The 25,477-nt window shown below is 72.5% G+C and carries 28 protein-coding genes; 8 read left to right on the top strand and 20 right to left on the bottom strand.

Annotated features, from left to right (window positions below):
- Positions 1-42: 42 nt before the first annotated feature.
- A complete protein-coding gene (locus GA0070604_RS00500; protein WP_091112369.1) occupies positions 43-426 on the bottom strand; it encodes a phage holin family protein in 384 nt (127 codons plus the stop codon).
- Between the two features lie 149 nt (positions 427-575).
- On the opposite strand from GA0070604_RS00500, the gene GA0070604_RS00495 reads away from it, so the two are divergent.
- Positions 576-788 carry a hypothetical protein gene (locus tag GA0070604_RS00495; protein WP_091112365.1) on the top strand — a complete coding sequence of 71 codons (213 nt, stop codon included), beginning with the start codon at positions 576-578 and terminating at the stop codon, positions 786-788.
- A gap of 91 nt (positions 789-879) precedes the next feature.
- Here GA0070604_RS00495 and GA0070604_RS00490 read toward each other — a convergent pair whose 3' ends face one another.
- On the bottom strand, positions 880-1,935 hold the full coding sequence (locus GA0070604_RS00490; protein WP_091112361.1) for an LCP family protein: 1,056 nt from the start codon (positions 1,933-1,935) through the stop codon (positions 880-882).
- Positions 1,932-2,414: a SigE family RNA polymerase sigma factor gene (locus GA0070604_RS00485; protein ID WP_091112358.1), complete on the bottom strand. Its 483-nt coding sequence runs from the start codon at positions 2,412-2,414 to the stop codon at positions 1,932-1,934. The genes GA0070604_RS00490 and GA0070604_RS00485 overlap by 4 nt, the downstream gene beginning before the upstream one ends.
- 48 nt (positions 2,415-2,462) lie before the next feature.
- Between GA0070604_RS00485 and GA0070604_RS34075 the strand changes: the two genes are divergently transcribed.
- The 4 genes from GA0070604_RS34075 to GA0070604_RS00465 all read left to right on the top strand — a co-directional run bounded on the left by GA0070604_RS34075 (position 2,463) and on the right by GA0070604_RS00465 (position 7,659).
- Positions 2,463-2,693, top strand: a complete 231-nt coding sequence (locus GA0070604_RS34075; RefSeq protein ID WP_091126812.1) for an LPXTG cell wall anchor domain-containing protein — start codon at positions 2,463-2,465, stop codon at positions 2,691-2,693.
- Positions 2,694-2,826: 133 nt separating this feature from the next.
- Entirely contained in the window at positions 2,827-4,281 is a 1,455-nt protein-coding gene (locus tag GA0070604_RS00475) for a 3' terminal RNA ribose 2'-O-methyltransferase Hen1 (protein WP_091112355.1), read from the top strand.
- On the top strand, positions 4,278-6,794 hold the full coding sequence (locus GA0070604_RS00470; protein WP_091112351.1) for a polynucleotide kinase-phosphatase: 2,517 nt from the start codon (positions 4,278-4,280) through the stop codon (positions 6,792-6,794). The genes GA0070604_RS00475 and GA0070604_RS00470 overlap by 4 nt, the downstream gene beginning before the upstream one ends.
- 49 nt (positions 6,795-6,843) lie before the next feature.
- Complete coding sequence (locus tag GA0070604_RS00465; RefSeq protein ID WP_208601952.1) at positions 6,844-7,659, top strand: DedA family protein; 816 nt, start codon at positions 6,844-6,846, stop codon at positions 7,657-7,659.
- A 184-nt stretch (positions 7,660-7,843) separates the two neighbouring features.
- Here GA0070604_RS00465 and GA0070604_RS00460 read toward each other — a convergent pair whose 3' ends face one another.
- From GA0070604_RS00460 to GA0070604_RS00395, 14 genes are all read right to left on the bottom strand, one after another.
- Positions 7,844-8,221 carry an ArsR/SmtB family transcription factor gene (locus GA0070604_RS00460; protein ID WP_007073957.1) on the bottom strand — a complete coding sequence of 126 codons (378 nt, stop codon included), beginning with the start codon at positions 8,219-8,221 and terminating at the stop codon, positions 7,844-7,846.
- A gap of 57 nt (positions 8,222-8,278) precedes the next feature.
- Positions 8,279-8,818 carry an orotate phosphoribosyltransferase gene (gene pyrE / locus GA0070604_RS00455; RefSeq protein WP_091112343.1) on the bottom strand — a complete coding sequence of 180 codons (540 nt, stop codon included), beginning with the start codon at positions 8,816-8,818 and terminating at the stop codon, positions 8,279-8,281.
- A gap of 167 nt (positions 8,819-8,985) precedes the next feature.
- Positions 8,986-9,795 carry an SDR family NAD(P)-dependent oxidoreductase gene (locus GA0070604_RS00450; protein WP_091112340.1) on the bottom strand — a complete coding sequence of 270 codons (810 nt, stop codon included), beginning with the start codon at positions 9,793-9,795 and terminating at the stop codon, positions 8,986-8,988.
- Entirely contained in the window at positions 9,792-10,619 is an 828-nt protein-coding gene (locus GA0070604_RS00445; protein WP_377592397.1) for a hypothetical protein, read from the bottom strand. Before GA0070604_RS00445 ends, GA0070604_RS00450 begins: the two co-directional genes overlap by 4 nt.
- Before the next feature lie 72 nt (positions 10,620-10,691).
- Positions 10,692-11,501, bottom strand: coding sequence for a hypothetical protein (locus GA0070604_RS00440; protein ID WP_091112337.1), 810 nt, complete (start codon positions 11,499-11,501; stop codon positions 10,692-10,694).
- Positions 11,502-11,636: 135 nt separating this feature from the next.
- On the bottom strand, positions 11,637-13,205 hold the full coding sequence (locus tag GA0070604_RS00435; RefSeq protein WP_091126811.1) for a polyamine aminopropyltransferase: 1,569 nt from the start codon (positions 13,203-13,205) through the stop codon (positions 11,637-11,639).
- Positions 13,206-13,264: 59 nt separating this feature from the next.
- Positions 13,265-13,687: a DUF350 domain-containing protein gene (locus GA0070604_RS00430; RefSeq protein WP_091112333.1), complete on the bottom strand. Its 423-nt coding sequence runs from the start codon at positions 13,685-13,687 to the stop codon at positions 13,265-13,267.
- 30 nt (positions 13,688-13,717) lie between these two features.
- A complete protein-coding gene (locus GA0070604_RS00425) occupies positions 13,718-14,143 on the bottom strand; it encodes a DUF4247 domain-containing protein (protein WP_091112331.1) in 426 nt (141 codons plus the stop codon).
- On the bottom strand, positions 14,140-14,631 hold the full coding sequence (locus GA0070604_RS00420) for a DUF2617 family protein (protein ID WP_091112328.1): 492 nt from the start codon (positions 14,629-14,631) through the stop codon (positions 14,140-14,142). Before GA0070604_RS00420 ends, GA0070604_RS00425 begins: the two co-directional genes overlap by 4 nt.
- A 2-nt stretch (positions 14,632-14,633) precedes the next feature.
- Positions 14,634-15,263, bottom strand: a complete 630-nt coding sequence (locus tag GA0070604_RS00415; protein ID WP_091112324.1) for a DUF4178 domain-containing protein — start codon at positions 15,261-15,263, stop codon at positions 14,634-14,636.
- 81 nt (positions 15,264-15,344) lie between these two features.
- Positions 15,345-16,400 carry a hypothetical protein gene (locus GA0070604_RS00410; RefSeq protein WP_091112320.1) on the bottom strand — a complete coding sequence of 352 codons (1,056 nt, stop codon included), beginning with the start codon at positions 16,398-16,400 and terminating at the stop codon, positions 15,345-15,347.
- Between the two features lie 70 nt (positions 16,401-16,470).
- Complete coding sequence (locus GA0070604_RS00405) at positions 16,471-16,848, bottom strand: hypothetical protein (protein ID WP_091112317.1); 378 nt, start codon at positions 16,846-16,848, stop codon at positions 16,471-16,473.
- 127 nt (positions 16,849-16,975) lie between these two features.
- Complete coding sequence (gene clpB / locus GA0070604_RS00400) at positions 16,976-19,567, bottom strand: ATP-dependent chaperone ClpB (RefSeq protein WP_091112314.1); 2,592 nt, start codon at positions 19,565-19,567, stop codon at positions 16,976-16,978.
- Positions 19,568-19,801: 234 nt separating this feature from the next.
- On the bottom strand, positions 19,802-20,902 hold the full coding sequence (locus tag GA0070604_RS00395) for a beta propeller repeat protein (protein ID WP_091112310.1): 1,101 nt from the start codon (positions 20,900-20,902) through the stop codon (positions 19,802-19,804).
- A gap of 31 nt (positions 20,903-20,933) precedes the next feature.
- On the opposite strand from GA0070604_RS00395, the gene GA0070604_RS00390 reads away from it, so the two are divergent.
- From GA0070604_RS00390 to GA0070604_RS00380, 3 genes are all read left to right on the top strand, one after another.
- Positions 20,934-21,434 (top strand): cation:proton antiporter regulatory subunit, encoded by a 501-nt coding sequence (locus tag GA0070604_RS00390; RefSeq protein ID WP_091112306.1) that lies wholly within the window; start codon positions 20,934-20,936, stop codon positions 21,432-21,434.
- A 7-nt stretch (positions 21,435-21,441) separates the two neighbouring features.
- Positions 21,442-22,650 carry a cation:proton antiporter gene (locus GA0070604_RS00385; protein WP_091112304.1) on the top strand — a complete coding sequence of 403 codons (1,209 nt, stop codon included), beginning with the start codon at positions 21,442-21,444 and terminating at the stop codon, positions 22,648-22,650.
- A gap of 170 nt (positions 22,651-22,820) precedes the next feature.
- Positions 22,821-23,249 (top strand): hypothetical protein, encoded by a 429-nt coding sequence (locus GA0070604_RS00380; RefSeq protein ID WP_091112302.1) that lies wholly within the window; start codon positions 22,821-22,823, stop codon positions 23,247-23,249.
- 118 nt (positions 23,250-23,367) lie between these two features.
- On the opposite strand, the gene GA0070604_RS00375 is transcribed toward GA0070604_RS00380, so the two are convergent.
- The 3 genes from GA0070604_RS00375 to dnaJ form a co-directional block, all read right to left on the bottom strand.
- Positions 23,368-23,577 carry a hypothetical protein gene (locus GA0070604_RS00375; protein WP_091112298.1) on the bottom strand — a complete coding sequence of 70 codons (210 nt, stop codon included), beginning with the start codon at positions 23,575-23,577 and terminating at the stop codon, positions 23,368-23,370.
- Positions 23,578-23,765: 188 nt separating this feature from the next.
- On the bottom strand, positions 23,766-24,194 hold the full coding sequence (locus GA0070604_RS00370; RefSeq protein WP_091112295.1) for a heat shock protein transcriptional repressor HspR: 429 nt from the start codon (positions 24,192-24,194) through the stop codon (positions 23,766-23,768).
- A 29-nt stretch (positions 24,195-24,223) separates the two neighbouring features.
- Complete coding sequence (dnaJ, locus tag GA0070604_RS00365) at positions 24,224-25,405, bottom strand: molecular chaperone DnaJ (RefSeq protein WP_091112291.1); 1,182 nt, start codon at positions 25,403-25,405, stop codon at positions 24,224-24,226.
- Positions 25,406-25,477 lie beyond the last annotated feature (72 nt).

Here is a 25,477-nt window from a genome sequence, read left to right as displayed (position 1 = left end):
CGTAGAAGGCGGCGACGGGCACAACCGACCCGGGAACGGCTCTCACCGGGCCTCCCGCCGGTCCGGCACCACGATGCTGATCAGCCAGCTCACCACGGCCATCACGATCGCGCCCCAAAAGGCGGCCCAGAAGCCGTCCACCTGGAACGGCAGCTGTAGTTGCCGGGCGATCCAGCCGGTGAGCAGGAACAGCAGGGCGTTGACCACGAGCGCGAACAGACCGAGGGTGAGCAGGTAGAACACGCAGCCGAGCACCTTGATGACCGGCTTGAGCACCGCGTTGACCACGCCGAAGATGAGCGCCACCACGAGCAGGGTGACCGCCGTGTCCGTGGTGTTACGGCCGGTCACCTCCACTCCTGGCACGATCAGGGTGGTGATCCACAGCGCGATCGCGGTGATCGCCAGCCGGATCAGGAAGCCCACCCCACCATCCTGGCACCGGTCACTTCGCCGGGAGGGGCGATCAGCCGACTCCGCCGGGACCCACGCCGTTGGGCCCGGCACCGAGCGGGGACCGGAACCAGCCCGTACGGTGTGTGGTGACCGTCCGTACCGAGATTCAGGGAGGGACGATGGGTCAGCCCGACGAGGACTTCGCCCCGAGCGACCACCTCGCTCCGGAGGAACGGGACCTGGAGGCGGAGCCGGCCGACGCCGTCGAGCAGGCGGCGGTGATCAACCCTGAGGACGGGGAGACCGAGCCGCACCGCGGCTTGGAGGTCGCCGACTGGGACGCGATGGAACAGGCCCGGGTAATCGTCGCCGACGAGGACGACTACCGCTGACGCCGTTTCGGCGGCAGGCACACCCGCCCCGAAGGCGTGCCGCGCTCCGGGTACGCGCTGCCCGGCCGGTCACGCCGGGCAGCGCTGCCGGTCAGCGGACCGGGGTGACCTGGTCCGGGTTCGCCGCCGCCCACTCGGCCAGCCGGTCCTCCCGCAATGCGGCGAAAAAGGCCGGAGCGTTCTTCGGATCCGCACGCACCCGCCCGTTGACGCCCCCCGACGGCTCAATCGGCAGGTTGAGCCCGACCGGCTCGACCGAGGCCAACTCCGGAACCACCCGCAGCAGGTCCAGCGCCGATCCGCCGGCCATGGTCAGGTCCGGGCCCACCTCGGCGACGAGGCGGGAGAGCCGCAACGGGTCGCGCAGCATGTCCTGCGCTCCGGCCCGCCGGACCAGGCCGGCGGCGTAGCGCTGGGCGTTGCGCTCCCGGTCCAGGCCGCCGTCGGGCAGCCCTAGCCGCTGCCGCAGCAGGTCGACCGAGGCGGGTCCGTCGAGGTGCTGGCAGCCGGCCGGGAAGACCCGGCGGGTGTGGACGGAAGTGATCTTCTGCGGCAGGCAGACCTCCACCCCGCCCAGCGCGTCGGTCACCTTCCGCAGCGCCGGGTAGGTCAGGACGGCGCCGGCGTCGAGGCGTACGCCGGTCAGACCGGCGACGGTCCGTCGGATCAGCTCGTAGCCCCGGCTCAGGTCGAGAGGGCCGGACCTGACGCCGAAGTAGAAGGCGGCGTTGAGCCTGTCCCGCTGCACCCCGGGGATGTCGACCTCCAGGTCACGCGGGAGCGAGACCAGGTACGGCCGGCTGCGATCGGCGGGAATGTGCACGAGCAGCACCGAGTCGGCCAGCGGTAGGCGCCGATCCGACGTCGAGTCGATGCCGACCAACAGCACGTTCAGCGCGCCGGTGGGTGCCGACGGCGGCGACGGTTCGCCCAGCAGCTGCGTGGCCTCCGGTGGCGTCGGCGCGATCGCCGTGAAGCCGGCCACCGCGGCGGCGACCAGCGCCAACGCCGTACCACCGAGCCGAAGCCGGAAGCGTCGGCGCCGACGGCGGCCCGCGGCCCGCTCGATGGCGGCGCGGATCGGACCGGTGGGCGGGGTCAGCACCTCCAGCCGCGCGAAGGCGGCCCGCAGGTCGTCCTCGATCATGAGCAGACCTCCACGTACTCGGCTCGCAGGGTGGCCAGCGCGCGGGAGATGCAGGACCGGACCGTGCCGACGGCGCAGCCGAGGACCTCCGCGATCTCGGCATCCGGCAGGTCCTCGTAGTAGCGGAGCACCAGCGCGGCGCGCTGCCGGCGGGGCAGCCGGGACAGCCAGGACCACAGCTCGTCCCGGTCCACCGCGGACTGGGCGTGGTCGGTCGACGCGGGCACCTCGTCCGGTTCGCCACGGAGCAGCACCCGGCGTGCCCACGAGCCGCGCCGCCAGTCGACGTACTGGTTGGTGAGCATCCGGCGGACGTACCGCTCCGGCACGTCGCTGCGGGCCACCCGCCGCCAGTTGAGCTGGACCCTGACCATGGTCTCCTGCACCAGGTCCTGCGCCTGGTGGGGATCCCCGGTCAGCATGACCGCGTACCGCAGCAGGGCGCCCAGCCGGGTATCGGCGAACTCCTCGTACGTCACTGCACCTCCCGGTGTCCCGCCCTGTTGACGGGCTGAGGACAGCCGAAGATTGCACGACCGGTCGATCAGCCTTCCATCCGGTCCGGCGCACCGACCGGGCAACCGGGACAGCGGAGCGGCTTATGCGGGTCGAGGTCACCGGCCAAAACGGAGCCGACCTCGCTGCCGATCACCGGTACCGCCACCGGGCTGATCGCCGGGATCGGCGCGCTGCTGCTGGCGGCGGGCGTGGGCGGCTACGTGATCGCCCGCCGTCGCAAGACCCGGTTCGTCGCCTGACCGGTAACAACAGCACCACCCGACGCCCCGCCGACCGGCACCGGTCGGCGGGGCGTCGCCGTTGCGCGACGTCATGCCGTCCCGCTGGGAAAACCGGACGACGCATGATCGACGCAACTGACACCATCGACGGGTGCTGCTGACCCTGACCACGACCCACCGCCCCGCGACCGACCTCGGCCACCTCCTCGTCAAGCACCCGGACCGCGTGCAGAGCTTCGACCTGCCAGCGGGCACCGCGCACGTGCTCTACCCCGAGGCGGACGAGCAGCGGTGCACGGCGGCACTGCTGGTCGAGATCGAGCCGCTCAAGCTGGGCAGCGGCCGGGGCCGCAGGCAGGCGGCCACCCCGGACAGCTTCATCCTCGGGCAGTACGTCAACGACCGCCCGTACGCCGCGTCCAGCCTGCTCTCCTCGGCGCTCGCCAAGGTGTTCCGGTCGGCGCTGCGCGGCGAGTCCCGCGACCGACCGGAGTTGGCCGCCACCCCGATCCCGCTGGCGGTACGGGTGCCGGTGCTGCGCTGCCGGGGCGGTGCCGAGCTGGCCGTACGGGTCTTCGCCCCGCTCGGCTGGGCGGTGACCGCCACCCCGATCCCGCTCGACGAGGCGTACCCGGAGTGGGGCGACAGCCGCTACGTCGACCTGACGCTCACCGGCACGCTGCGGGTCGCCGACGCGCTCAACCACCTGTACGTGCTGCTGCCCGTGCTGGACGACGCCAAGCACTACTGGGTGGCGCCGGACGAGGTGGACAAGCTGCTCCGGGCCGGGGCCGGCTGGCTGGCCGACCACCCGGAACGGTCCCTGATCACGCGCCGCTACCTGGCGCACCGCCGGGCCCTCGCCGGGGAGGCGCTGGCCCGCCTGGCCGAACTGCGGCTGGCCGACGAGGCACCTGTCGACGACAGCGTGGAGCCGGTGGGCTCGACGGAGGAGACGGACGGTAAGCGCGCCTCACTGGCCGTACGCCGGCGGGAGGCGGTGCTGGCCGCGCTGCGCGACACGGGGGCGTCCCGGGTGCTGGACCTGGGCTGTGGTGGCGGGGCGCTGCTCACCGCGCTGGTCGCCGACCGGCGGTTCACCGAGATCGTCGGCACCGACGTGTCCAGTCAGGCACTCGCCCTGGCCGCTCGGCGGCTGCGGCTGGACCGGTTGCCGGAGCGGCAGCGGGACCGGATCAAGCTGTGGCAGTCGGCGCTGACCTACCGGGACGACCGGCTGCGCGGATACGACGCGGCGGTGCTGATGGAGGTGATCGAGCACGTCGACCCGCCGCGCCTGCCGGCGCTGGAGGACGCGGTCTTCGGGCATGCCCGGCCGGGAACGGTCGTGGTGACCACCCCGAACGCCGAGTACAACGTCCGGTACGAGGGGCTGGGCACGGGCCGGTTCCGGCACGCCGACCACCGGTTCGAATGGACCCGGGCCGAGTTCCCCGCCTGGGTCGACCGGGTGGCGGCGGCCCACGGCTACACCGCCACCCTTGCCGGGGTCGGCGACGACGATCCCGAGGTGGGCAGCCCCACACAGCTCGCGGTGTTCACCAGAACGGAAGATTCGGCCCGGAAGGAGGAGATCAGCGCATGACCGTCCTGGACATTCCCGAGCTGGCCCTGGTGGCGCTGGTCGGCGTCTCCGGCTCCGGCAAGTCGACCTTCGCCCGTCGGCACTTCGCGCCCACTCAGGTGCTCTCCTCGGACACCTTCCGGGGCATGGTGGCGGACGACGAGAACGACCAATCCGCCTCCGGCGACGCGTTCGACGCGCTGCACCACGTCGCCGGGCTGCGGCTGCGCCGGGGCCGACTCACCGTGGTCGACGCGACCAACCTCCAGCCGCACGCCCGGGCCGCCCTGGTACGGGTGGCCCGCGAACACGACGTGCTGCCGGTGGCGATCGTGCTGGACGTGCCGGAGGCGCTGGCCTGGGAGCGTACGCAGGGTCGGGCCGACCGGACGCACGGCCGGCAGGTGCTCGCCCGGATGCAGCGGGACCTGCGGCAGTCGTACGGGCGGCTGGCCCGGGAGGGCTTCCGCAAGGTGCACGTGCTGCGCGGGGTCGACGAGATCGACGCCGCCGAGATCCGCTACGAGAAGCTCTTCAACGACCGGCGCGAGCTGACCGGGCCGTTCGACATCGTCGGCGACGTGCACGGCTGCCGGGAGGAGCTGGAGGCGCTGCTACTCCGGCTGGGCTACGCGCTGCGCCACGACGACGCGGGCCGCCCGGTGGACGCGGTGCACCCCGCCGGGCGTACCCCGGTCTTCGTGGGTGACCTGGTGGACCGCGGCCCGGACTCCCCCGGCGTGCTCCGCCTGGTGATGGGCATGGTGGCGGCCGGCCACGCGATCTGCGTGCCCGGCAACCACGAGCAGAAGCTGCTGCGCAAGCTGCGCGGCCGGGACGTGCGGCTCACCCACGGCCTGGCCGAGACGATGGCCCAGCTTGAGTCGGAGCCGGCGGAGTTCGTCGCGGACGTGGCGACCTTCGTCGACGGCCTGGTCAGCCACTACGTGCTGGACGGCGGCCGGCTGGTGGTCGCGCACGCCGGCCTCAAGGAGGCGTACCAGGGCCGGGCGTCCGGCCGGGTCCGCGCCTTCGCGCTCTACGGGGAGACCACCGGCGAGACCGACGAGTACGGCCTGCCGGTGCGTTACCCGTGGGCCCGCGACTACCGGGGCTCGGCCATGGTCGTGTACGGGCACACCCCCACCCCCGAGCCGGAGTGGGTGAACAACACCATCTGTGTCGACACCGGCTGCGTCTTCGGCGGCCGGCTCACCGCGCTGCGCTACCCGGAGAAGGAGCTGGTCTCCGTCCCGGCGGTGAAGGAGTGGTACGCCCCGGCCCGCCCGCTGGTCGCGCCCACGCCGACCCGCCCGGACACGGTGCTGGACCTGGCCGACGTCACCGGGCGGCGGCACCTCAGCCACGCGTACGGGACGTTGACCGTGCCCGCCGAGAACGCCGCCGCCGCGCTGGAGGTGATGAGCCGGTACGCGGTCGACCCGGGCCGGCTGGTCTGGCTGCCGCCGACCATGGCGCCCTGCTCGACGTCGACCGTCGACGGGTTCCTGGAGCACCCGGCGCAGGCGTTCGCGGACTACCGCTCGGCCGGTGTCGAGCGGGTGGTCTGCGAGGAGAAACACATGGGCTCGCGGGCCGTGGTGCTGGTGGAGCGGGAGCCAGGACGGTTCGGCGGCGGGGTGGCGCACACGCGTACCGGCCGGCCGTTCTTCGGCCCGCCGCTCGACGACGAGCTGCTGGCCCGGGTCCGCGCCGCGATCGGCGCGGCCGGGCTCTGGGCCGAGCTGGACACCGACTGGCTGCTGCTCGACTGCGAGCTGCTGCCCTGGTCGGCGAAGGCGGGCAGCCTGATCCGCGAGCAGTACGCCGGGGTGGGCGCCGCCGGCCGGGCCGCCCTGCCGGCGGCGCTCGCCACGCTGGAGGCCGCCGCCGGCCGGGGACTGCCGGTCGGGGAGCTGCGCGACCGGCTGGCCGACCGGGGCGCCGAGATCGAGGCGTACTCGGTGGCGTACCGGTCGTACGTCGGGCCGACCGAAGGGCTACGCGGGGTGACTCTCGCCCCGTTCGCCGTGCTGGCCGGGGCCGGGGTGAGCTACGCCGACCGGGACCACGGCTGGCACCTGGGCCTGGCCGACCGGCTGTGCGCGGCGGACCCGGAGTTCTTCACGCCGACCCGCCGGCAGGTGGTCGACCTGGCCGACGAGGCGGCGGTGGCGGCGGCGACCGAGTGGTGGCTGGCGCTCACCGCGGCCGGCGGCGAGGGCATGGTGGTCAAGCCGTACGCCGGGCTCGCCGCCCGGTCACCGAAGGGGTCGCTGCTCCAGCCGGGTATCAAGTGCCGGGGCCGGGAGTACCTGCGGATCATCTACGGTCCCGGGTACACCGAACCGGGGCAGCTCGCCGCGCTGCGTAAGCGCTCACTGGGCCGCAAGCGCGGGCTGGCCCTGAGCGAGCACGGCCTCGGCCTGGCCGCCCTGGACGCGCTTGCCGAGGACGCCCCGCTCTGGCGACGGCACGAGCTGGTTTTCGCGATCCTGGCCTGCGAGTCCGAGCCGGTCGACCCCCGGCTGTGACCGGTACGTCCGGTCCGGCGTGGCGCCGGACCGGACCCGGGTACCCTTTGTGGCCGTGGACACAGCAGAGAAGACCCGGCTGCTCTCCGAGAGTGTCGCCCTGAACCCGCTCGACCCGAAGGACCTGATCCACACCTTCGGGTTGTTCGGTGTCTGGGCGATCCTCTTCGCCGAGACCGGCCTGCTGGTCGGCTTCTTCTTCCCCGGTGACTCGCTGCTCTTCCTGGCGGGGGTGGCCGCCTCGCCGGTGGCGGACGCGATCTTCGGCGCCGGCACCCGGCTGAACCTGATCGCGCTGCTGATCGGCGGGCCGCTCTGCGCGATCGCCGGTGCCCAGCTCGGCCACTGGCTCGGCGCCCGGTACGGCCGGCAGATGTTCGACAAGCCCAACTCCCGCCTGTTCAAGCGGGAGTACGTGGAGAAGGCCGAGTACTACTTCCAGAAGTTCGGCCCGGCGAAGGCGGTCGTGCTGGCCCGCTTCATTCCGATCGTGCGGACCTTCCTCAACCCGGTGGCCGGCGTGCTCGGCATGCCGGCCCGGCAGTTCTTTATCTGGAACGTGGTCGGCGCGATCCTCTGGGTGGACGGCATCCTGCTGGTCGGTTACCTGCTCGCCGACCAGATCTACAACGCGATCGGCGACAAGATCGACCGGTACATCCTGCCGGTGGTCGCCCTGATCGTCGTGATTTCGGTACTGCCGATCTTCTTCGAGTTCCTCCGTGACCGGCGCGCGCGCAAGCGCGGCGAGGCGGTCACGGTGGTCGCCGCGGCCAGCGCGGCCGGCACCGCCGAGGCGATCCGGCGGGAGTCCGGGGACGACGACGACCCGCGGCGCGGCCGGCGCGGCCAGCACCGCCGCTGATTCAGGGCCCGTACGGGCCTCTACCGACAGCGCTGATGGCCGGTCCCCTGATGTGGGACCGGCCATCAGCAACGGCTTTTCGATCTACGGATGGCACGGATGACGGACAGCCGTCACCGTCCAGTGGTGGCGCCACCCCTGGTACGCCACCCGTCAGCCAACCGGACCTCGGGCGCGTCCGGTTTCAGCGGGCCTTCTTGGTGGCCCGCTTTCGCGGCGGGGTGAGCAGGTCCGCGATCGTGGCGATCGCGGTCGGCACCAGCCGGTAGTACGCCCAGACACCGCGCTTCTCCCGCTCCAGCAAGCCGGCCTCGGTGAGGATGCGCAGGTGGTGACTGACCGTCGGCTGGGAAAGGCCGAGCGGTGCGGTGAGGTCACACACGCACGCCTCTCCCTCGGGTGCCGACTGGATCAGGCTGAGCAGCCGCAGCCGGGCGGGGTCGGCGAGGGCCTTCAGCACCCCCGCGAGCCGCTCGGCATCGGCCCGTTCGATTGGCTCGCCGGCGAGCGGCGAGATCTGAGGCATGGTCATTTCAGCCAACGCAGTTCCCACGTATTCCATCCTTCCACCAGCAGCATCGATCCGCCTGCATATCAGCAGATCCGAATCGGCAAACTTTTACGCCACAAGGCCGAGGTCAGCCAACGTATAGGCTGCCCGATACGGCAGGCCGGCGGCTCGCACCGCGTCGCCGGCGCCTCGATCAACAATAACCGCCACTCCGACCACGTCGGCCCCGGCCTCACGCAACGCCTCGACCGCGGCCAACACACTGCCGCCGGTGGTCGAGGTGTCCTCGACCGCCAGGACCCGGCGACCTGCCACGTCCGGCCCCTCGATACGCCGCTGGAGACCGTGCGCCTTACCCGCCTTGCGGACCACGAACGCGTCCAGCGGCCGGTCGGTCTCGGCCGACGCGTGCAGCATCGCCGCCGCGACGGGATCGGCCCCGAGGGTCAGTCCACCGACCGCGTCGTGTGCCCAGTCGGCGGTGAGGTCACACATCACCCGGCCGACCAACGGCGCCGCCCGGTGATGGAGCGTGACGCGACGCAGGTCGACGTACCAGTCCGCCTCACGGCCCGATGAGAGCACCACGCGTCCGTGGACCACAGCCAGGTCGGTGATGAATTTACGCAGGTCGTCGTGGTCCCCCATGGCGATAGAGGGTACTGCGCAACTCTGGGAGGTGTGTGTCGGGTCCGCCGTGGGTCAACCCTGCGGGCGACCGAAGGGTGGCTATATCCGACTACGCTGTGCGACCGTCCACCCGGGTCGCGCCGGCCGACACCGTTGCCGCGAAGCACATCCGACCCGCCCCGGGGTCAGTCGGCGTCGCCCGCGACCCGCCCCCTGGTGTCCCGGGAGACGCCGCGCAGCAGCCGTCGGGGCGCGTGCCGCAGACCCGCGACGGCCACCTTGTACTTCCAGCTCGGCACGCTGACCAGTTTGCCTTTTCGCAGGTCACGCAGCCCTTCGTCGACCACGTCGTCGGCCCGCAGCCACATCCAGGCCGGCGTACGCGACATGTCGATGCCGGCGCGCTCGTGGTAGCCGGTACGGGTGTAGCCGGGGCACAGGGCCATCACCCGCACCCCCAGCGGCGCCACCGATTGGCCGATCGACTCACTGAAATTCGTGACCCACGCCTTGCTGGCCGAGTAGGTCGAACCCGGCATCGGCACGCCGAAACCTGCAACGGAAGAGACATTTATCACTGCCCCGTTGCCTCGCCGAATCATCGGTTCGAGCGCCGCATGGGTCAGTCGCAGCACCGCCAGCACGTTCAGCCGGATCAGCCGGGCCTCATCCTCGACGGTCGACCGGACGAACGGAGTGTTGAGGCTGGTCCCGGCGTTGTTCACCAGCAGGCCGATCGGCGGATCGGCGACGAGCCGGCGCTCCACCGTGGCGCAGCCGTCTTCGGTGGACAGATCGGCGGCGATGCTCTCGACCCGGCAGCCGTACCGGGCGTCCAGTTCGGCGGCGGTGGCGTCGAGCCGGCCGGCATCCCGGGCCACCAGGACCAGGTCCCACCCGTCCGCGGCGAGCCGACGGGCGAACGCCTCGCCGATGCCGAGGCTGGCACCGGTGATCAACGCGCGGTGCGGGGCGGATCGGGTCGCATCGGTCACGGCCGGTCCTCCTGGGGTGGGGTCGACGTGGGCGGAAGGGTGCCCGGCGACCCGGGCGGGGCCGCCCAGGGCGACGGGGACCCGTAGGCCGGCGGAGTGGCGCCCGACGGCGGGCCGTAGGACGGCGGGGCCGAGGCGGCAGCCGACGGACCGTAGCCCGGACCGGCTCCGACGTTGGTCGGCCCGGCCGGAGGCATGGGACCGGCCGGAGGCATCGGGCCGGCCGGAGGCATCGGGCCGGAGGGCGGCGCGGCGGGCGCGGGGCGACGGAAGAACGCACCGGCCGCGGGGAGGGCCAGCAGCGCGGCGACCACCACGTACCCGAGGAGCTGCGCCACCGACACGGCCGCGTTCAGCGGAATCCACCAGGCCGGGTACGCCTCGCCGACGAGGGCGAGCAGATCGGCGGTGACCTGCTCGTCGGCGCCGAGACGCAGCGGGGCGGCCCGCTGACCGACCAGTATCGCCAGGCCGCAGCAGCCGCAGAACAGGCCCAGCCCCGAGACGACCCAGGTGGTCGTGCGGGCGCCGGAGCGGCCGGAGAGCAGGCCGAGGGCGAGCCCGACGAGCACCAGCGCGATGAGCACGCCGAGCACGGCCGCCAGCGTGGTGGAGGCGCGCAGCAGTGACACGACGGTGTCGATCTCGCCGCCGTCGGCTCCGGTCCCGGACGCCGCCGCGCGGAACCGGTCCACCGTGCCACCCGTGATGAGCAGGTTGGCGACCGCGTACGCCACGGCGCCGGCCGCCATCAGCAGCAGCACCGCCGCTGCCGAGACGACCGCCCCCGGGCGGCGGGGCGGTGCCTGAACGGGATACGACACGACAGATCCCTCCGGTAGGCGTCGGCTTGCAACCTACTCGGAGGGATCGTCGGCGTCGCTGTTATCGGAGCGTCAACTTCCCGAGGGCGGCTCGGGATGCCCGCCGGGTCCCGGCTGCCCCGGCTGCCCCGGCTGACCGGGCTGACCGGGCTGACCCGGCTGACCCGGCTGACCGGGCTGACCCGGCTGACCGCCGGCCGGCGGGTAGCCGGGAGCCGGCGGCTGGCCCGGGGTCTGCGGGTAGCCCGGAGTCTGTGGATAGCCGGGCGCCGGCGGGTAGCCCGGGTAGGCGGCGCCGGGCACCGGGGGCTCCCAAACCGGCTGCGGCTTGCGGAAGAACTCGTTCGACTTCGGCAGGGCCAGCAGGATCAGGGCGGTCAGCACGGACAGCAGGGCCAGCACGCTGATCGCGGTGGTGAGCGGGCCGTACCAGGACGGCAGCGCCTCCTCCAACCGGCGCTGGACCTCCTGGCTGCTCGGCAGGTCGCCGCTGGTCGAACTGCCGTTCGCCAGCCCGCCGCTCGCGTTGCCCACCAGGCCGAAGCCCATGCAGCAGAACAGGATGCCGCCCAGCACCCAGGTGGTGATCCGGGAGCCGTTCTTCCCCTGGTTGTTGAGCAGGGCGAGGACGACGAGCCCGATCGCGATCAGCAGGGAGATGACACCCCCGGCGATCGCGATCCCGGCGGCGAAATCAGCCGCCGGCTCGGCGCTGGTGCCCCGGTATGCCTCTCGCAGCGCTTCCCGAAGCGTGCCGATGGTGGACAACGTCAGGATCAGATTCACCACCTGGGTGGCGGCGACGACGATGAGCAGCCAACTGGAGGCCGTCACCACGCCCGGACGGACGCGGGGCGGCGGCCCTCCCGAGGTATCGACCATGATTCTCCTTCCCTAGATCACACGACCACCGTAGCCAGCGCGGACGAGGTGGGCACGGCACGAGAACCGGACCCGCCGCGCGGCCCGACGGAGAGTCACACCGTCGTAGAACACGTGGACACTCTGCCGGTCCGGTCAGTACCCGCGCCACTCCGCGCGGGCATACTCCAGCACCCTGGGCTGCAACAACGTGGAGGCTGGCACGTCCAGCCGGGCCCGGTCGGCGGGAAAGCTGGCCGCCGCGGCCAGCACCGGCGGGGTGAGGAAGCGCAGCGGCGGGGCGTCGGCGGGCAGTTCCAGCGGCGGCGCGCTGACACCGGGCGCGGCGAGCACGAACCCCCAGTCGCCGAAGCTCGGCACGTCCACGTGGTACGGCACGGTGGCGAAGCCGGCCTCGCGTACCGACCGCTCGATCGACCAGTACGCCCGGGGCGCGAAGTACGGCGAACCGGACTGCACCACCAGCCGCCCGCCCTCGCCGAGCACCGAGCGGACCAGCGCGTAGAACTCGATCGTGTAGAGCTTGGCGGTGGCCGTCTCGTCCGGGTCGGGCAGGTCGGCGATCACCACGTCGAAGCGTTCCGTGGCGGTACGCAGCCAGCCGAACGCGTCCAGGTTGAGCACCCGGACCCGGGGGTCGGCGAGCGAGTGGTGGTTGAGTTCGCGTAGCTGCGGCTCGCTGGTCGCCAGCCGCACCACCGCCGGGTCGAGGTCGACCAGGGTCACCCGGCGCACGTCCGGGTACTTGAGGATCTCCCGAAGCGCCAGCCCGTCACCGGCGCCGAGCAGCAGCACCTCGCCGCGCGGGCCCCGCATCGCCGGATGCACCAGCGACTCGTGGTAGCGGTACTCGTCGACGGAACTGAACTGGAGGTCGCCGTTGAGGAAGAGCCGCAGGTCGGTGTCGGAATGGCCGATCTCCCGCACCGACCGGGTCAACACGATCTCCTGGTAGCGGCTGCGTTCGGCGTGCACCACCGGGTCGCGGTAGAGCTGCTGCCGCGCGGTCACCTCGAAGTCGGCGGCGGTGATCCAGGCGTACCCGAGGCAGAGGGCGACCACCACGGAGCCGGCGCCCAGCGCGAGCCGCGCCCGGCGGCCGAGGTCGGCCCGGAACACGGTGCAGACCAGCGCGAGGCCGGCGACGGCGTTCACCGCGCCGACCACCAGCGCACCCTTGAGCTGGCCGAAGACCGGCATCAGCAGGAACGGGAAGGCCAGCCCGCCGAGCAGCGCGCCGACGTAGTCGGCGGCGAACAGGTCGGCCACCGCGTCGCCGGCCGACTGCGCGCGGATGCGTTGCAGCAGCACCATCAGCAGCGGGATCTCCGCGCCGATCAGCAGGCCGAGCACGAACGCGGTGCCGACCAGCGCCGGCCCGTACAGGTCGAGCCAGGCGAAGGCGGCGTAGAGACCGAGCACGGACAGCCCGCCGAGCAGGGCCAGGGCCAGCTCGATCGCGGCGAACGCGGCGGCGGCCCGGGACTGCAACGGCTTGGCGACGAGCGCACCGACGCCCATCGCGAAGACCATCACCCCGAGCACGATCGACGCCTGGCCGACCGCGTCCCCGATCAGGTAGCTGCCCAGGGCGACCAGCGCCAGCTCGTACACCAGGCCGCAGGCCGCGCAGACGAAGACCGCGAGCAGTACCGCCGCGCGGGCCGGCCGCCAGCCCGGCCGCGCCGGCACGTCGGTGGTCACGCCCTCTCCCGGGTACGTCGGCTCGGGCGCGGGCCCGACCGCCTGCTCGCCGCCGGGCATCAGATGATCGCGGCGGCGATGATCGCGCCGGTGGCCAGGTGCACGATGGCGGAGACCCAGACCGCCGGGTGCGGCTCGGCGTCGACCAGCAGCTCGCCGAGCTTGCCGGGGGTGGCCACGTCCAGCAGCACGAAGGCGGCCGCCATGATGACCAGACCGAGGATCCCGTACGCGGCCGCGCCGACCAGGCCGAGCACGAAGTCGTCGGCGCTGGCGACGATCGCGGCGACCACGATGACGCCGACCCCGGCCAGGTTGGAGACGAGCAGCAGTGCCGCGTTGCGGTTGCGCTCGGTCCAGATGAGCTGGTTGAGCCGGCCCGGGGTGGCCAGGTCGACCAGAAGGTAGCCGATGCCCATCAGGATGACGCCGACCACACCGTAGGCGAGGGTGACCAGCAGATCGGTGACAAGGTGCCGCACAGGGAACTCCAGGGTGAGGGGTCGGACGGGCTACTTCCCAGCGCCGGGGCCGCCGCCCCGGACGGTGCTACCACGGCCCCAGCCCCAGCTGTTGCCGACGACGCTGTGGTAGCGGGGGTACGCGGTGGTCATCCGTTCGAGCAGGATCAGCGAGCCGGCCGCGATCGGCAGGATCACCACCGAGTCGTCGTCGTAGCGCAGGTAGACCCCGCTGCCGTCGACGTACCGGTCGGCGGGCTTCCAGGCGTCGGTGATCTCCTTGGCGACCTGATTCGGCGTACGCGTCGAGGTGTAGGCCAGGGCGTCTCGGCCGACGTCCCGGCTGGCCGCCCGGGTGTAGCGGTCCTGGACGTAACCGCGCGGGGAGAAGTTTCCGTAGAAGATGGCGAAGGCCGCGATCAGCACGCCGACCACGGCGACGGCCAACCCCACCACGAACCAGCGTCGGTACGTCATCGCGCCACCACCGTCTCGGTCAGGACCAGTTCGTTGGTCTGGGGATACGCGTGCCAGGTGCGCCAGGCCACCGAGCCGTCCGGCGGGTCGGGGCGTACGGAGAGCGCGGTGATCGCGTCCGCGTCGCCGGGAAAGACGCCGACCAGCGCGTACGGGTCGTCGGCCAGTTCGGCGCGGAGCGCGGCGACCCGGGTACGCAGGCCGTCGCCGTCCGGCCGGAGCACCGTGGCGGTGAACCGGTAGCCGACGCTCTCGTCGTGCAGGGTGCGGGGCAGGTGTGGCGGGTGGCCCGGCAGGCAGGCGACAGTCTCGGTGACGTCTCCGCAGACCACCTGGTGCGAGGCGCCGAGCAGGCGCAGCCGCAGCCGGACACCGCCGGGCAGGGCCAGCTCCCGAACGTGCAGGGCCGGGCGTTCGGGGCTGTCGAGGGCGAGGCTCAGGTCGGCGGCGCGCGTGTCGATGTACGGGGCGTCCAGGACGACCAACACGCTCAGGACACCTGCTCCGGGCCGCCCTGCGGGTAGATCATCACCTCGGCGCGGAGCAGCTTCTCGCCGAGCGCCACCTCCCAGCCGGCCTCCCCGTACGCCTCGAAGGAGAGCCGGGCCCCGCCGGGAGCCTGGTAGTCGTGGTAGCGCATGGTGCCGCGCGGGTCGAGGCCGGTGCCCTCGGTGGCGGTGTAGCGCGCCTGGCCGGACTCGTCCCAGGTGTACTGGCGGCCGGCGACGTCCAGAGTGGGTGCGCCCGGGGTGACGGTCGCGGACGGCTCGCCGGTCCAGAGCACCAACTCCAGGTCCGGGTCCTCCTCGACGGAGAGCCAGCGCTTGACCCCACCCGCGTCGTCAAGCAGGTGCTCGGCCCAGCTCCAGCCACCCTCGACCAGGTGCACCGAGCCGCGGACGGTGTACGGGACCTGGCGGATCTCCACGATGTCGCCGGGCTTGAGCCGGCGCGGGTCGCCGCGCAGGACGTCGGCGTCCCGGTCCCGGAACGGGTCACCGGCAGGCTGCGGGCGTGGCCCGGAGCGGGCCTTGCGCAGCGCCACCACGGCGATCACCACACCGCCCACCGCGACCAGGCACCCCAGCGCCGCCACCAGATATGCCATCGAACTGTTCACAGGCCGCCTCCCCACGTGCGTCGGCGGAGACGGTAACAACCCGGGTCACCTCGCCGAACAACTCCTCCGCTGAGTCAACGGTCAGCTACCGGGCGTACCGGAACCCGGGTCGGTGGACGGCCCGGTGGCGTCCGGGGCGGCGTCGTTCCCGCCCGGCTGGCCGGCATCGTCCCTGGCCGGCTCCACGGACGGACCGCCGCCCGGCGTCGGGCCCGCTGGGCCGGCGCCCGGCGCGGCCGCCCACGGCCCGGCGGGCGGCTGGGCGGGTGCCCACGGGCCGGCGGGCGGCTGGGCGGGCGTCCACGGGCCGGCGGGCGGGTGGGCGGGCGTCCACGGGCCGGCGGGCGGCTGGGCCAGGTGCAGGGCCGGATCAGGGCAGAGCGGATAGCCCGCCACGGGATAACCCGGCGGATATGCGGCGGCGGGGTGGCCCGGCGGGTATGCCGCCGCGGGATAGCCCGACGGGTAGGCGGCCGGGTGGCCCGGCCAGTAGCCGTAGGGCACGGGCGGCACGGGGGCCGACGACGCCGGACGGAACCAGCGGCCCGATTCCGGGACCAGCAGCAGCACCACGACCGCCAGGGTGAGCGCCAGCACCAGCGCCAGTCCGATACCGCCGATCGCGAAGAACGCCTCCGGATCTCCTTGGTCGTAGAGGGCGTCGAGGAACTTCGACTGCTCCCAGTCGGTGCCGTCGAACTCGGGGTCCAGGGCGGGGTCGTAGTCGGGACCGCCCAGTCCCAGCATGAGCGGGATCACCAGCAGGCCGCCGCAGCTCTGCACGAAACAGAGCAGCAGTTGCGCCCCGGCGGCGACGAAGACCAGGATCCGGGCGGGATTGCTGCCACCGCGCAGGGGCAACGCGGTGGCGGCGAGCCAGGCCGCCAGCAGCAGCGCGGGGGCGCCGAGGGTCCCCGCCGTGAAGACGTTGCCCGAGCGCTCGCCCGACACCTCCGCCGGATCGGCGTCGGGGACCCGCCGCACCGCCTCGTCGATCTGGGCGTTGTAGCGCACCGCCGCGAAGACCACGATGCCGACCAGGACGAGCAGGACGGCGACGGTCGCGATCTGCAACCAGAAGGCGACCGTGACGACGGCGGGCCGGGCAGGCCGGGCGGCGACGGCGGGGGAGGTCATGGCTGGCAAGGTACGGGCTGCCCGCCACCGCCGGCAGAGTCGAACGGATCGACCACCATGCCAAGTGGGATCACTCGTCGGCGAGCCGCTCCGCGGCGTACGCGCCCAGCGTGGTCTGGTCCATCAGGCAGCCGGTGAACGTGGTGAGTTCCCCGCCGTCGGCGCGCAGCCGGCGCCAGGCCGCCCGACCGACCGCCCGGTCGACGGTGCCCAGCAACGCGGCAGCGTACGCCTTTCCGGCGGGTGAGCCGTGCTCAAGCAACCAGTCGACCTGCTGCCGGGCCTCCGCCGGGTGCTCGTCCAGCGCCCGCTCCACCCGGTGGTACGCCTCCGTCGCGGGCAGCAGCGTCCCGACGATCCCCACCCCGCCGAAGGCGAGCGTGTCCGCCTTCGCCATCTCCCGGACGTCCGCGTCCAACTGCCGCTCCCACTTCCCGATCTCCGCCATGCCCCATTGTTTCCCCACCGGCGTCGCCCCGATACCTGTCGATCGAGGGGTTCGCGCAGAGAACGGTCCTGCGTGACGGGTCCGGCCGGATCCGCCGGTGCGGATCCGGCCGGGTGACGGGAGTTGGTCAGGCCGCGGTGACGGTGAGCGCTTCCTTGCTGTCGGCCAGGTCCACCCGGACCGTGTCGCCGTCGCGGATCTGGCCGGCGAGCAGGGCCTTGGCGAGCTGGTCGCCGATCGCCGACTGCACCAGCCGCCGCAGCGGGCGGGCACCGTAGATCGGGTCGTATCCGTGCTCGGCGAGCCACGCCCGGGCGGAGTCGCTGATCACCAGCGCCAACCGGCGGTCGGCGAGTCGCTTCCGCATCCGGTCGAGCTGGATGTCGACGATGGCCCGCAGGTCCTCGCCCAGGAGGGCGGCGAAGACCACGATGTCGTCGAGGCGGTTGAGGAACTCCGGCTTGAAATGCGACCGGACCGCCGCGAGGACGCCCTCCCGGCGCTGCTCCTCGGTCAGCGTCAGCTCGCTGGTCATCGACGAGCCCAGGTTCGAGGTGAGGATCAGGATCGCGTTGCGGAAGTCCACCGTACGGCCCTGACCGTCGGTGAGCCGGCCGTCGTCGAGCACCTGGAGCAGCACGTCGAAGACGTCCGGGTGGGCCTTCTCCACCTCGTCCAGCAACACCACCGAGTACGGCCGGCGGCGCACCGCCTCGGTGAGCTGGCCGCCCTCCTCGTAGCCGACGTAGCCGGGCGGGGCGCCGACCAGGCGGGCCACCGAGTGCTTCTCGCCGTACTCGCTCATGTCGATGCGGACCATGGCCCGCTCGTCGTCGAAGAGGAACTCGGCGAGCGCCTTGGCCAGCTCGGTCTTGCCGACGCCGGTCGGGCCGAGGAAGAGGAAGCTGCCGGTCGGGCGGTCCGGGTCGGCGACGCCGGCCCGGGCGCGGCGGACCGCGTCGGAGACCGCGGCGACCGCCTCGGACTGGCCGACCACGCGGGCGGCCAGGGACTCCTCCATCCGGAGCAGCTTGGCCGTCTCGCCCTCCAGCAGCCGGCCGGCGGGGATGCCGGTCCAGGAGGCGACCACGGCGGCGATGTCGTCCGCGCCGACCTCCTCCTTGAGCATCGCGCCGTCGGCCTGGAGCCGCGCCAGCTCCTCCTCGGCCTGCTTCAGCTCGGCCTTGAGTGCGGGGATACGGCCGTACCGCAGCTCGGCGGCGCGTTCCAGCTCGCCGTCGCGCTCGGCCCGCTCGGCCTCGCCGCCGAGCCGCTCCAGCTCCTCCTTGGCCGTGGAGAGCTTGGTGATGTGGCCCTTCTCCAGCTGCCAGCGCTCGGAGAGCGCGGTGAGCTGCTCACGCTTGTCGGCCAGCTCCCGGCGCAGCCGCTCCAGCCGCTCGGCGGAGGCGGCGTCCGGCTCCTTAGCCAGCGCCATCTCCTCGATCTCCAGCCGGCGCACCGCCCGCTCGATCTCGTCCACCTCGACCGGGCGGGAGTCGATCTCCATCCGGAGCCGGGACGCGGACTCGTCGACCAGGTCGATCGCCTTGTCGGGCAGGAACCGGTCGGTGATGTAGCGGTCGGAGAGGGCCGCGGCGGCGACCAGCGCGGCGTCGGTGATCCGTACGCCGTGGTGCACCTCGTAACGCTCCTTGAGGCCGCGCAGGATGCCGATGGTGTCCTCGATGGTCGGTTCGCCGACCACCACCGGCTGGAAGCGGCGCTCCAGCGCCGGGTCCTTCTCGATGTGCTCGCGGTATTCGTCGAGGGTGGTCGCGCCGACCATTCGCAGCTCGCCGCGGGCCAGCATCGGCTTGAGCATGTTGCCGGCGTCCATCGAGCCCTCGCCCTTGCCGGCGCCGACGACGGTGTGCAGCTCGTCAAGGAAGGTGATGACCTGGCCGTTGGAGTTCTTGATCTCCTCCAGCACCGACTTCAGCCGCTCCTCGAACTGGCCGCGGTACTGCGCGCCGGCCACCATCGCGCCGAGGTCGAGCGAGACCAGTTTCTTGTCGCGCAGCGACTCGGGCACGTCACCGGCGACGATCCGCTGGGCCAGGCCCTCGACGATGGCGGTCTTGCCGACGCCCGGCTCGCCGATCAGCACCGGGTTGTTCTTGGTACGCCGGGACAGCACCTGGATCACCCGGCGGATCTCGGAGTCCCGGCCGATGACCGGGTCGATCTTCCCCTCGCGGGCGCTGGCGGTCAGGTCCACGCCGTACTTGGCGAGGGCCTGGTAGGTCTGCTCGGGGTCGGCCGTGGTGACCCGCCGGTCCCCGCCGCGGACGGTCGGGAAGGCGGCGACCAGGTTCTCCTCGGTGGCGCCGGCGTTCTTCAGCGCGACGGAGACCGCGCCACCCACCCGGGCCAGCCCGGCGAGCAGGTGCTCGGTGGAGGTGTACTCGTCGCCCAGCGGCCGGGCGATCTGCTCGGCCGCGCCGATGGCGTTGACGAACTCACGGGCCAGGGTCGGCTCGGCGATGCTGGAGCCGCGCGCGGCGGGCAGGGCGTCGACCGAGCGCTGGGCGACCCGACGCAGCTCGGCGGGGTCGGCCCCGGCGGCGCGCAGCAGGCCCGCGGCGGTCGATCCCTCGGTGTCCAGCAGTGACAGCAGCAGGTGCCAGGGCTCCACGGTGGCGTGACCGCGCTGGTTCGCCAGCGCGACGGCACCGGTGATGGCCTCGCGGCTCTTGGTGGTGAGGCGTTCCGTGTTCATGGGCTCCCCCGGATCGGCGTGTCCACTGGAACCGACACAACCAGAGTTGAGTCTATTCCGCTCAACTCCAGCGATGTGACCTAGCTCACTTTCGACTGCTTCCAGCGCCAGTCAAACTCACCTGCGGTCGTGAACTCCGGTGGTGCACTCCATGTCGCGCAAACGGCGGTTGGCAGCACCGTCGAGACCACCACATCCCGCACACGGAGTCGATCAAGAGCTGGCCGCCGGGCGTCAGTCGCCGACCAGGGCCACCCTGATCCACTGACGGGCACCGACCGGGCCGACGGCGAGGACGACCTCGCCCGGACCTCTGGCCACAAGCGTGCCGTCATCGAGCAGGGCAAGGTAATGCTCGGGGCCGACCGGCCAGCTCACCCGCTCGTACCGGCCGATCGCCACCACACCCACGCCGTGCGGTCCGGTGACCGCCACCCGCCCGGCGCCGACCGGGGCCACCGAACGCATCTCGTCCGGGTGGCCGGCGGCCCGCACCAGTTCCCAGTTACCCCGATAGATCCAGAGCGCCGGGAAACCTGTCCGGTCCGGGCGCTCCCCGATCAACCAGGCCTCGCCGTCGGGCGCCACCATCACCCGCAGCACCCCCACCTCGCCGTCGGGTGCCGGCACCGGGCTCCGCTGCCAGCTCCGCCCCTGGTTGGTCGAGATCGCGGCGTACGGCCGCCCGCCGGCCGCGCCGGCCGCCACCAGCAGGTCCCCCGCCTCGCGCACCGTGTTCACGGCCGGCAGGTCGGGCTGGGCCGGCAGCGGGCGCAGCCGTTGACCGTCCCAGCGCGCCACCTTGCCGATGTCCTCGGCCACCTGGAACCGGCCGCCGGCACCGGTTAGCACCGGCGGCGGCGCGTCCCCCGGGTAGTGGGTGAAGGTGACGCCGCCGTCGGTCGAGGCGTACCAGGCGAAGGGTTCGGCGGCCAGCACCAGCAGGCCCGGTGCGGCGAAGAGCTGGTGGTGTTCCGCGACCGGCCGGGGATGCGGCACCGCCCGCCAGGACCGCCCGCCGTCCCGGGTGGCGAAGAGCAACGCCGGGCAGTCCCGGCCGGGTGGCCGGCCGTCGCAGGTGGCGAAGAGGGCGTACGCCTGCTCGGCGTCGACGAACTCGATGAACGGCGGATCGTACCGGTCGGGTACGGCGACCCGGACAATGCGGGACTCGTGGACGTCGGCGGCCGTCGGCCGGGCCGAAACGGTGGCGACCGCTCCGGACGACGGGGACGTCCGGTCCGGCGGCGGACGCCGGACATCCCCGACCGAACAGGCCAGCAGCACCGGTACGGTCAGCAACAGCACCGCCACCCAGCCCGATCGCCGGTTCACCACACCTCCAACGCAAGGTAGCCTCGCCCGCGTGCGAGTACGTGTTGAACAGACTGCCTTACCGGGGATCGGCGTACGTCACGATATGGTGACGGAATCCGGCCGCCGGCTCGGCGTGGTCTCCCACCGCAACGGCCGTCGCGATCTGGTTCTCTACGATCCGGACGATCCGGACGCCTGCCAGGCAGACATACCACTGACCGACGACGAGGCGGAAGCACTCGCCGACATCCTCGGCGCGTCCCTGATGCTCAGCCAACTCTCCGGGCTGCGCGAGCAGGCCGCCGGGCTGCTCACCGAGCAGATCGCCATTCCGGCCGGCACCAAGTACGTCAACCGGCAGTTGGGCGAGACCCAGACGCGTACCCGGACCGGAGCCTCCATCGTCGCGGTGCTGCGTCACGGCGAGGTGATCGTCTCGCCGGACCCCACCTTCCGCTTCGCCGCCGGTGACGTGGTGGTCGTGGTCGGCACCCGGCAGGGCCTCGACGGGGTGAGCGCGATCCTCGCCGAAGCGGACCCGGACGGCTGAGGCGCGGATGCACGAAACCACAACTCTGCTCATCGAGGTCGGGGCGCTGCTGCTCCTGCTCGGCCTGCTCGGCCGGCTCAGCCGCCGCTTCGGTGTCTCGCCCATCCCCCTCTATCTGCTCGCCGGCGTCGCCTTCGGCACCGGAGGCATCCTGCCGCTCAACGCCAGCGAGGAATTCTTCGCCGTCGGCGCGGAGATCGGCGTGATCCTGCTGCTGGTCATGCTCGGCCTGGAGTACAGCGCCGGCGAACTGGTCGGCAACCTCCGTGCGGCGGCCCCCGCCGGCCTGATCGACGCGGTGCTCAACGCGCTGCCCGGCTTCGCCTTCGCGCTGATACTCGGCTGGGGCTGGCTCGCCGCCGTGGTGCTCGCCGGCGTCACCTGGGTGTCCTCGTCCGGGGTGATCGCCAAGGTCCTCGGCGACCTCGGCCGGGTCGGTAACCGGGAGACCCCGGTGATCCTCTCCGTCCTGGTGATCGAGGACCTGGCGATGGCCCTCTACCTGCCGCTGCTCACCGCGCTGCTGGCCGGGATCGGCCTGATCAAGGGCGGCCTGGCGCTCGGCGTCGCGGTGTTCACCGTGGTCGCTGTGCTGTTCGTCGCCATCCGGTACGGCCACCTGATCTCCGCGGCGCTCTCCGCGAAGGACCCGGAGGCGCTGCTGCTCGGGGTGCTCGGCCTGACCCTGCTGGTCGCCGGCCTCGCGGCCAGGCTCCAGGTCTCCGCGGCGGTCGGCGCGTTCCTGGTCGGCATCGCCCTCTCCGGGCCGGTGGCGCACCACGCCACCGAACTGCTGTCGCCGCTGCGGGACCTCTTCGCGGCGGTGTTCTTCCTGTTCTTCGGGCTGGTCACCGACCCGAGGGACATGCCCCCGGTGCTGCTGCCGGCGCTGGCGTTGGCCGTGGTGACCATGGGCACGAAGCTGCTCACCGGCTACCTGGCCGCCCGGCGGGCCGGGATCGCCGAACCCGGTCGATGGCGGGCCGGTTTCGCGCTCACCCCGCGCGGCGAGTTCTCCATCGTCATCGCGGGGCTCGCCGTCGCCGCCGCGCACCCGGTGGAGCCGAAACTGGCCGGGCTCGCCACCGCGTACGTGCTGATCACCGTGGTGGCCGGGCCGCTGCTGGCCCGGCTGCCCGACATGGCCTGGTTCAAGCGCTGGCTGCGCCGTCGCGCTGCCGCCAAGCCGCCCGCACCGGTGCCGGCCACCGATTGAGCTCGTCGGGCCGGGTCGGCCTTATGGTCGACCCGGCCCGGCCAACGGTTGCCGAATTGGTTCCGGGAAGGTCTACCGCCGATACGCGAAACAGCGTTACCGTTTCGCCCCAGCAGCCAGTTCCGCGGGGATGCCCAACGCCCCCGCCAGCGGATACGGAAGGTTGGCCGGTGAGCGTGCAGCAGGAGACGTTCCGCGGCTTCGCCAATCCGGTCGATCCGTCGCCGGCAGAGCTACGTACGTGGGCCTATCAGCCGAACTCCGTGCCGCTCACCTCGATGCCCCCGGACTGGGACCTGCTGGTCTCCGGTGACCACCTGGTGGGGACGCTCTTCGAGTTGGCCATGGACACCACCTGCCCGGCCCGCCGATTCGCCCTGCACTGCCTCTACATCTACGCCGCCGACGGCATCCGGACGAACTTCCGGGCCCACCCGAAGCGCCGTTTCCGCAAGCTGGTCGAGCAGGCCGAGCGAGCCGGCGACGAGCTGATGCGCAACTGGGCACACAACGGCCGGGTGCTGCTCGCCCGCCCGGACCTCTTCGTCTACCGCGACTGGTGCGAGGGCGGCCTGGTCCGCGAGAACCGACGGCTCTAGCGTCCGCCGTCCCGGCCCTGGGACCCCTCACGGCCTCACCGCGTATCGGCCCGCACGTCGTCGGCAGGCGAACGGGCCGGGACCCCCCGTGAGTCCCGGCCCGCACGTCGACGGATCGTCAGCTCGGCGATCCGCCCTGCTTCCGGCGCCGTTCGTCGGCCCTGGCCCGGTCGATGCCGTGGTCCACCTGGTCGAGGAAGAGCCCGTCCTTGATCCTGTCGGTGAAGGTGGCGTCGATGATCCGGGCAAATCGCTCGCGGACGTTCTCGGCCACTTTTTCGAGCCGGTCCTCCGCCGTGTGCGCCACCTTCTTCGCCGATTCCGCCATGGCTCCCCCTGCCAGGTTCGGAGTCCGGATTGAGCTGGTTGGCCCTGATTCAGAGGCTAGCGAGCCGCCGCCTCCCACACCCCCGAATTCCCCAATCCACCGCGCCACCGCCCCGAGATCTTGGCAGCGTTCGGCCGGCCAGGGGCCGCTTCCTACCAAGATCTTCGAGGGAGGGGGCAGGGAGCCGGTCAGCGGCGGGGGCGCCAGACGACCAGCGCCGTCGAGGTGCGGTTGGTGGGTACGAGGTCGCCGCGCGGAAAGCCGCCCAGCGACTCCAGCTCGGCGATCCGCCGGTAGGCGGCGTCCAGCTCCGCTTCCAGCCGGGCCACCCGCTGCTGGGCCTCCTCCAGCAGCCGTTCCAGGCCGATGATCCGCTTGACTCCGGCCAGGTTGATCCCGTCGTCCTGGCTGAGTCGCTGCACCTCGCGGAGCAGCACCACGTCCCGGACGCTGTACCGGCGGCCGCCACCGGCCGCCCGGCCCGGCTGCACCAGGCCCAGCCGGTCGTACTGGCGCAGGGTCTGCGGGTGCATCCCCGCCATCCGTGCCGCCACCGAGATCATCAGGACCTTGGCCTCGTAGGCCGGGTCACCCGAGCCGACGAACTCGTCCGACATCCCCGCTCACCTCCGCTGCCTTTCACCGGTCAACTGAAACGACGCACCCGTGCGTCGAGATGTTCCCGTGCGGCGGGCGGAGTGTGCTCCGTGAACGCCTCCAGCGCCGCCCGCGCCTCGTCCGACAGCTTCGCGGGGACCACCACATCGAGGGTGACCAGCAGATCACCGGCGCGGCCGTCCTTGCGTACGACACCCTTGCCCCGGGCCCGCAGCACCCGGCCGCCCGGCGTACCCGGCGGCACCCGGAGGGTCACCGTGCCGTCCAGGGTCGGCACCCGCAGGTCGGTGCCGAGCACCGCCTCCGCGAAGGTGATCGGCACGGTCAGGGTGAGATCGTCCCCGGTGCGCCCGAACAGCTCGTCCGGGCGGACCTTCACCTGCACGAACAGGTCGCCCGCCGGCCCGCCACGCTCGCCGGGCTCACCCCGGCCGGCGAGCCGGATGCGCTGGCCGTCGGCCACCCCGGCGGGGAAGCGGACGTTCAGGGTACGGGTCTTGGTGACCCCACCGCTGCCCTGGCACTCCGGGCACTTGTCCTCGACGACGGTGCCGACGCCCTGGCAGTTGCGGCACGGCTCGGAGAAGCTGAACGAGCCCTGGTTGCGGGTGGTCACCCCGGCACCGTGGCACACCGGGCAGCCCTTCGGCTGGGTGCCGGGCCTGGCTCCGGTGCCGTGGCAGGTCTCGCAGACCCCGGCGGAGCGCAGCGTCAACGGCAGGGTCACCCCGCGTACGGCGTCGGTGAAGTCGAGCGCCACCTCGGTCTCGACGTCCCGGCCGCGCGCCGGACCACGAGGGCGGGCCGCACCGCCGGCACCGCCGCCGGTGAAGATCGAACCGAACAGGTCGCCGAGACCGCCGCCGCCGAACCGGCCCTCACCGCCGGCCGCCCCGCCGAACAGGTCGGAGACGTCGAACGGCATGCCACCCGGCTGGGCCCCGCCACGAGCGTTGCGGCGGAACGCGCCCGAGCCGAACAGCGAACGCATCTCGTCGTACTCGCGGCGCTTCTTCTCGTCGCCGAGCACGGCGTACGCCTCGGAGACGGCCTTGAACCGCTCCTCGGCCTTCGGGTCACCGGGGTTGTGGTCCGGGTGTGATTCCCGGGCCAGTTTCCGGTACGACTTCTTGATCTCGTCGGAGGAGGCGGACTTCTCCACGCCCAGCACGGCGTAGTAGTCCTTCTCGATCCAGTCCTTGGAACTCATCCGTCCACCCCCTTCCACGGGACGTACCCCGGTCGTCCCGCCCGCCCGGTGCGGGCGGACGGGACGGCACGG

Source organism: Micromonospora eburnea, assembly GCF_900090225.1.
Lineage (GTDB): Bacteria > Actinomycetota > Actinomycetes > Mycobacteriales > Micromonosporaceae > Micromonospora > Micromonospora eburnea.
The sequence above is the reverse complement of the archived record's forward strand: the minus strand, read 5'-3'. Positions and strand labels throughout refer to the sequence as shown.

What these genes read in the sequence shown, in the direction of transcription:
- GA0070604_RS00370 (WP_091112295.1), bottom strand. Translation starts at nt 24,194, where the DNA reads ATGTCGGACGAGTTCGTCGGCTCGGGTGACCCGGCCTACGAGGCCAAG.
- GA0070604_RS00425 (WP_091112331.1), bottom strand. Translation starts at nt 14,143, where the DNA reads ATGACGTACCGACGCTGGTTCGTGGTGGGGTTGGCCGTCGCCGTGGTC.
- GA0070604_RS00410 (WP_091112320.1), bottom strand. Translation starts at nt 16,400, where the DNA reads ATGACCTCCCCCGCCGTCGCCGCCCGGCCTGCCCGGCCCGCCGTCGTC.
- GA0070604_RS00375 (WP_091112298.1), bottom strand. Translation starts at nt 23,577, where the DNA reads ATGGCGGAATCGGCGAAGAAGGTGGCGCACACGGCGGAGGACCGGCTC.
- dnaJ (WP_091112291.1), bottom strand. Translation starts at nt 25,405, where the DNA reads ATGAGTTCCAAGGACTGGATCGAGAAGGACTACTACGCCGTGCTGGGC.
- GA0070604_RS00440 (WP_091112337.1), bottom strand. Translation starts at nt 11,501, where the DNA reads ATGGTCGATACCTCGGGAGGGCCGCCGCCCCGCGTCCGTCCGGGCGTG.
- GA0070604_RS00385 (WP_091112304.1), top strand. Translation starts at nt 21,442, where the DNA reads ATGCACGAAACCACAACTCTGCTCATCGAGGTCGGGGCGCTGCTGCTC.
- GA0070604_RS00405 (WP_091112317.1), bottom strand. Translation starts at nt 16,848, where the DNA reads ATGGCGGAGATCGGGAAGTGGGAGCGGCAGTTGGACGCGGACGTCCGG.
- GA0070604_RS00460 (WP_007073957.1), bottom strand. Translation starts at nt 8,221, where the DNA reads ATGGAATACGTGGGAACTGCGTTGGCTGAAATGACCATGCCTCAGATC.
- GA0070604_RS00470 (WP_091112351.1), top strand. Translation starts at nt 4,278, where the DNA reads ATGACCGTCCTGGACATTCCCGAGCTGGCCCTGGTGGCGCTGGTCGGC.
- pyrE (WP_091112343.1), bottom strand. Translation starts at nt 8,818, where the DNA reads ATGGGGGACCACGACGACCTGCGTAAATTCATCACCGACCTGGCTGTG.
- clpB (WP_091112314.1), bottom strand. Translation starts at nt 19,567, where the DNA reads ATGAACACGGAACGCCTCACCACCAAGAGCCGCGAGGCCATCACCGGT.
- GA0070604_RS00495 (WP_091112365.1), top strand. Translation starts at nt 576, where the DNA reads ATGGGTCAGCCCGACGAGGACTTCGCCCCGAGCGACCACCTCGCTCCG.
- GA0070604_RS00490 (WP_091112361.1), bottom strand. Translation starts at nt 1,935, where the DNA reads ATGATCGAGGACGACCTGCGGGCCGCCTTCGCGCGGCTGGAGGTGCTG.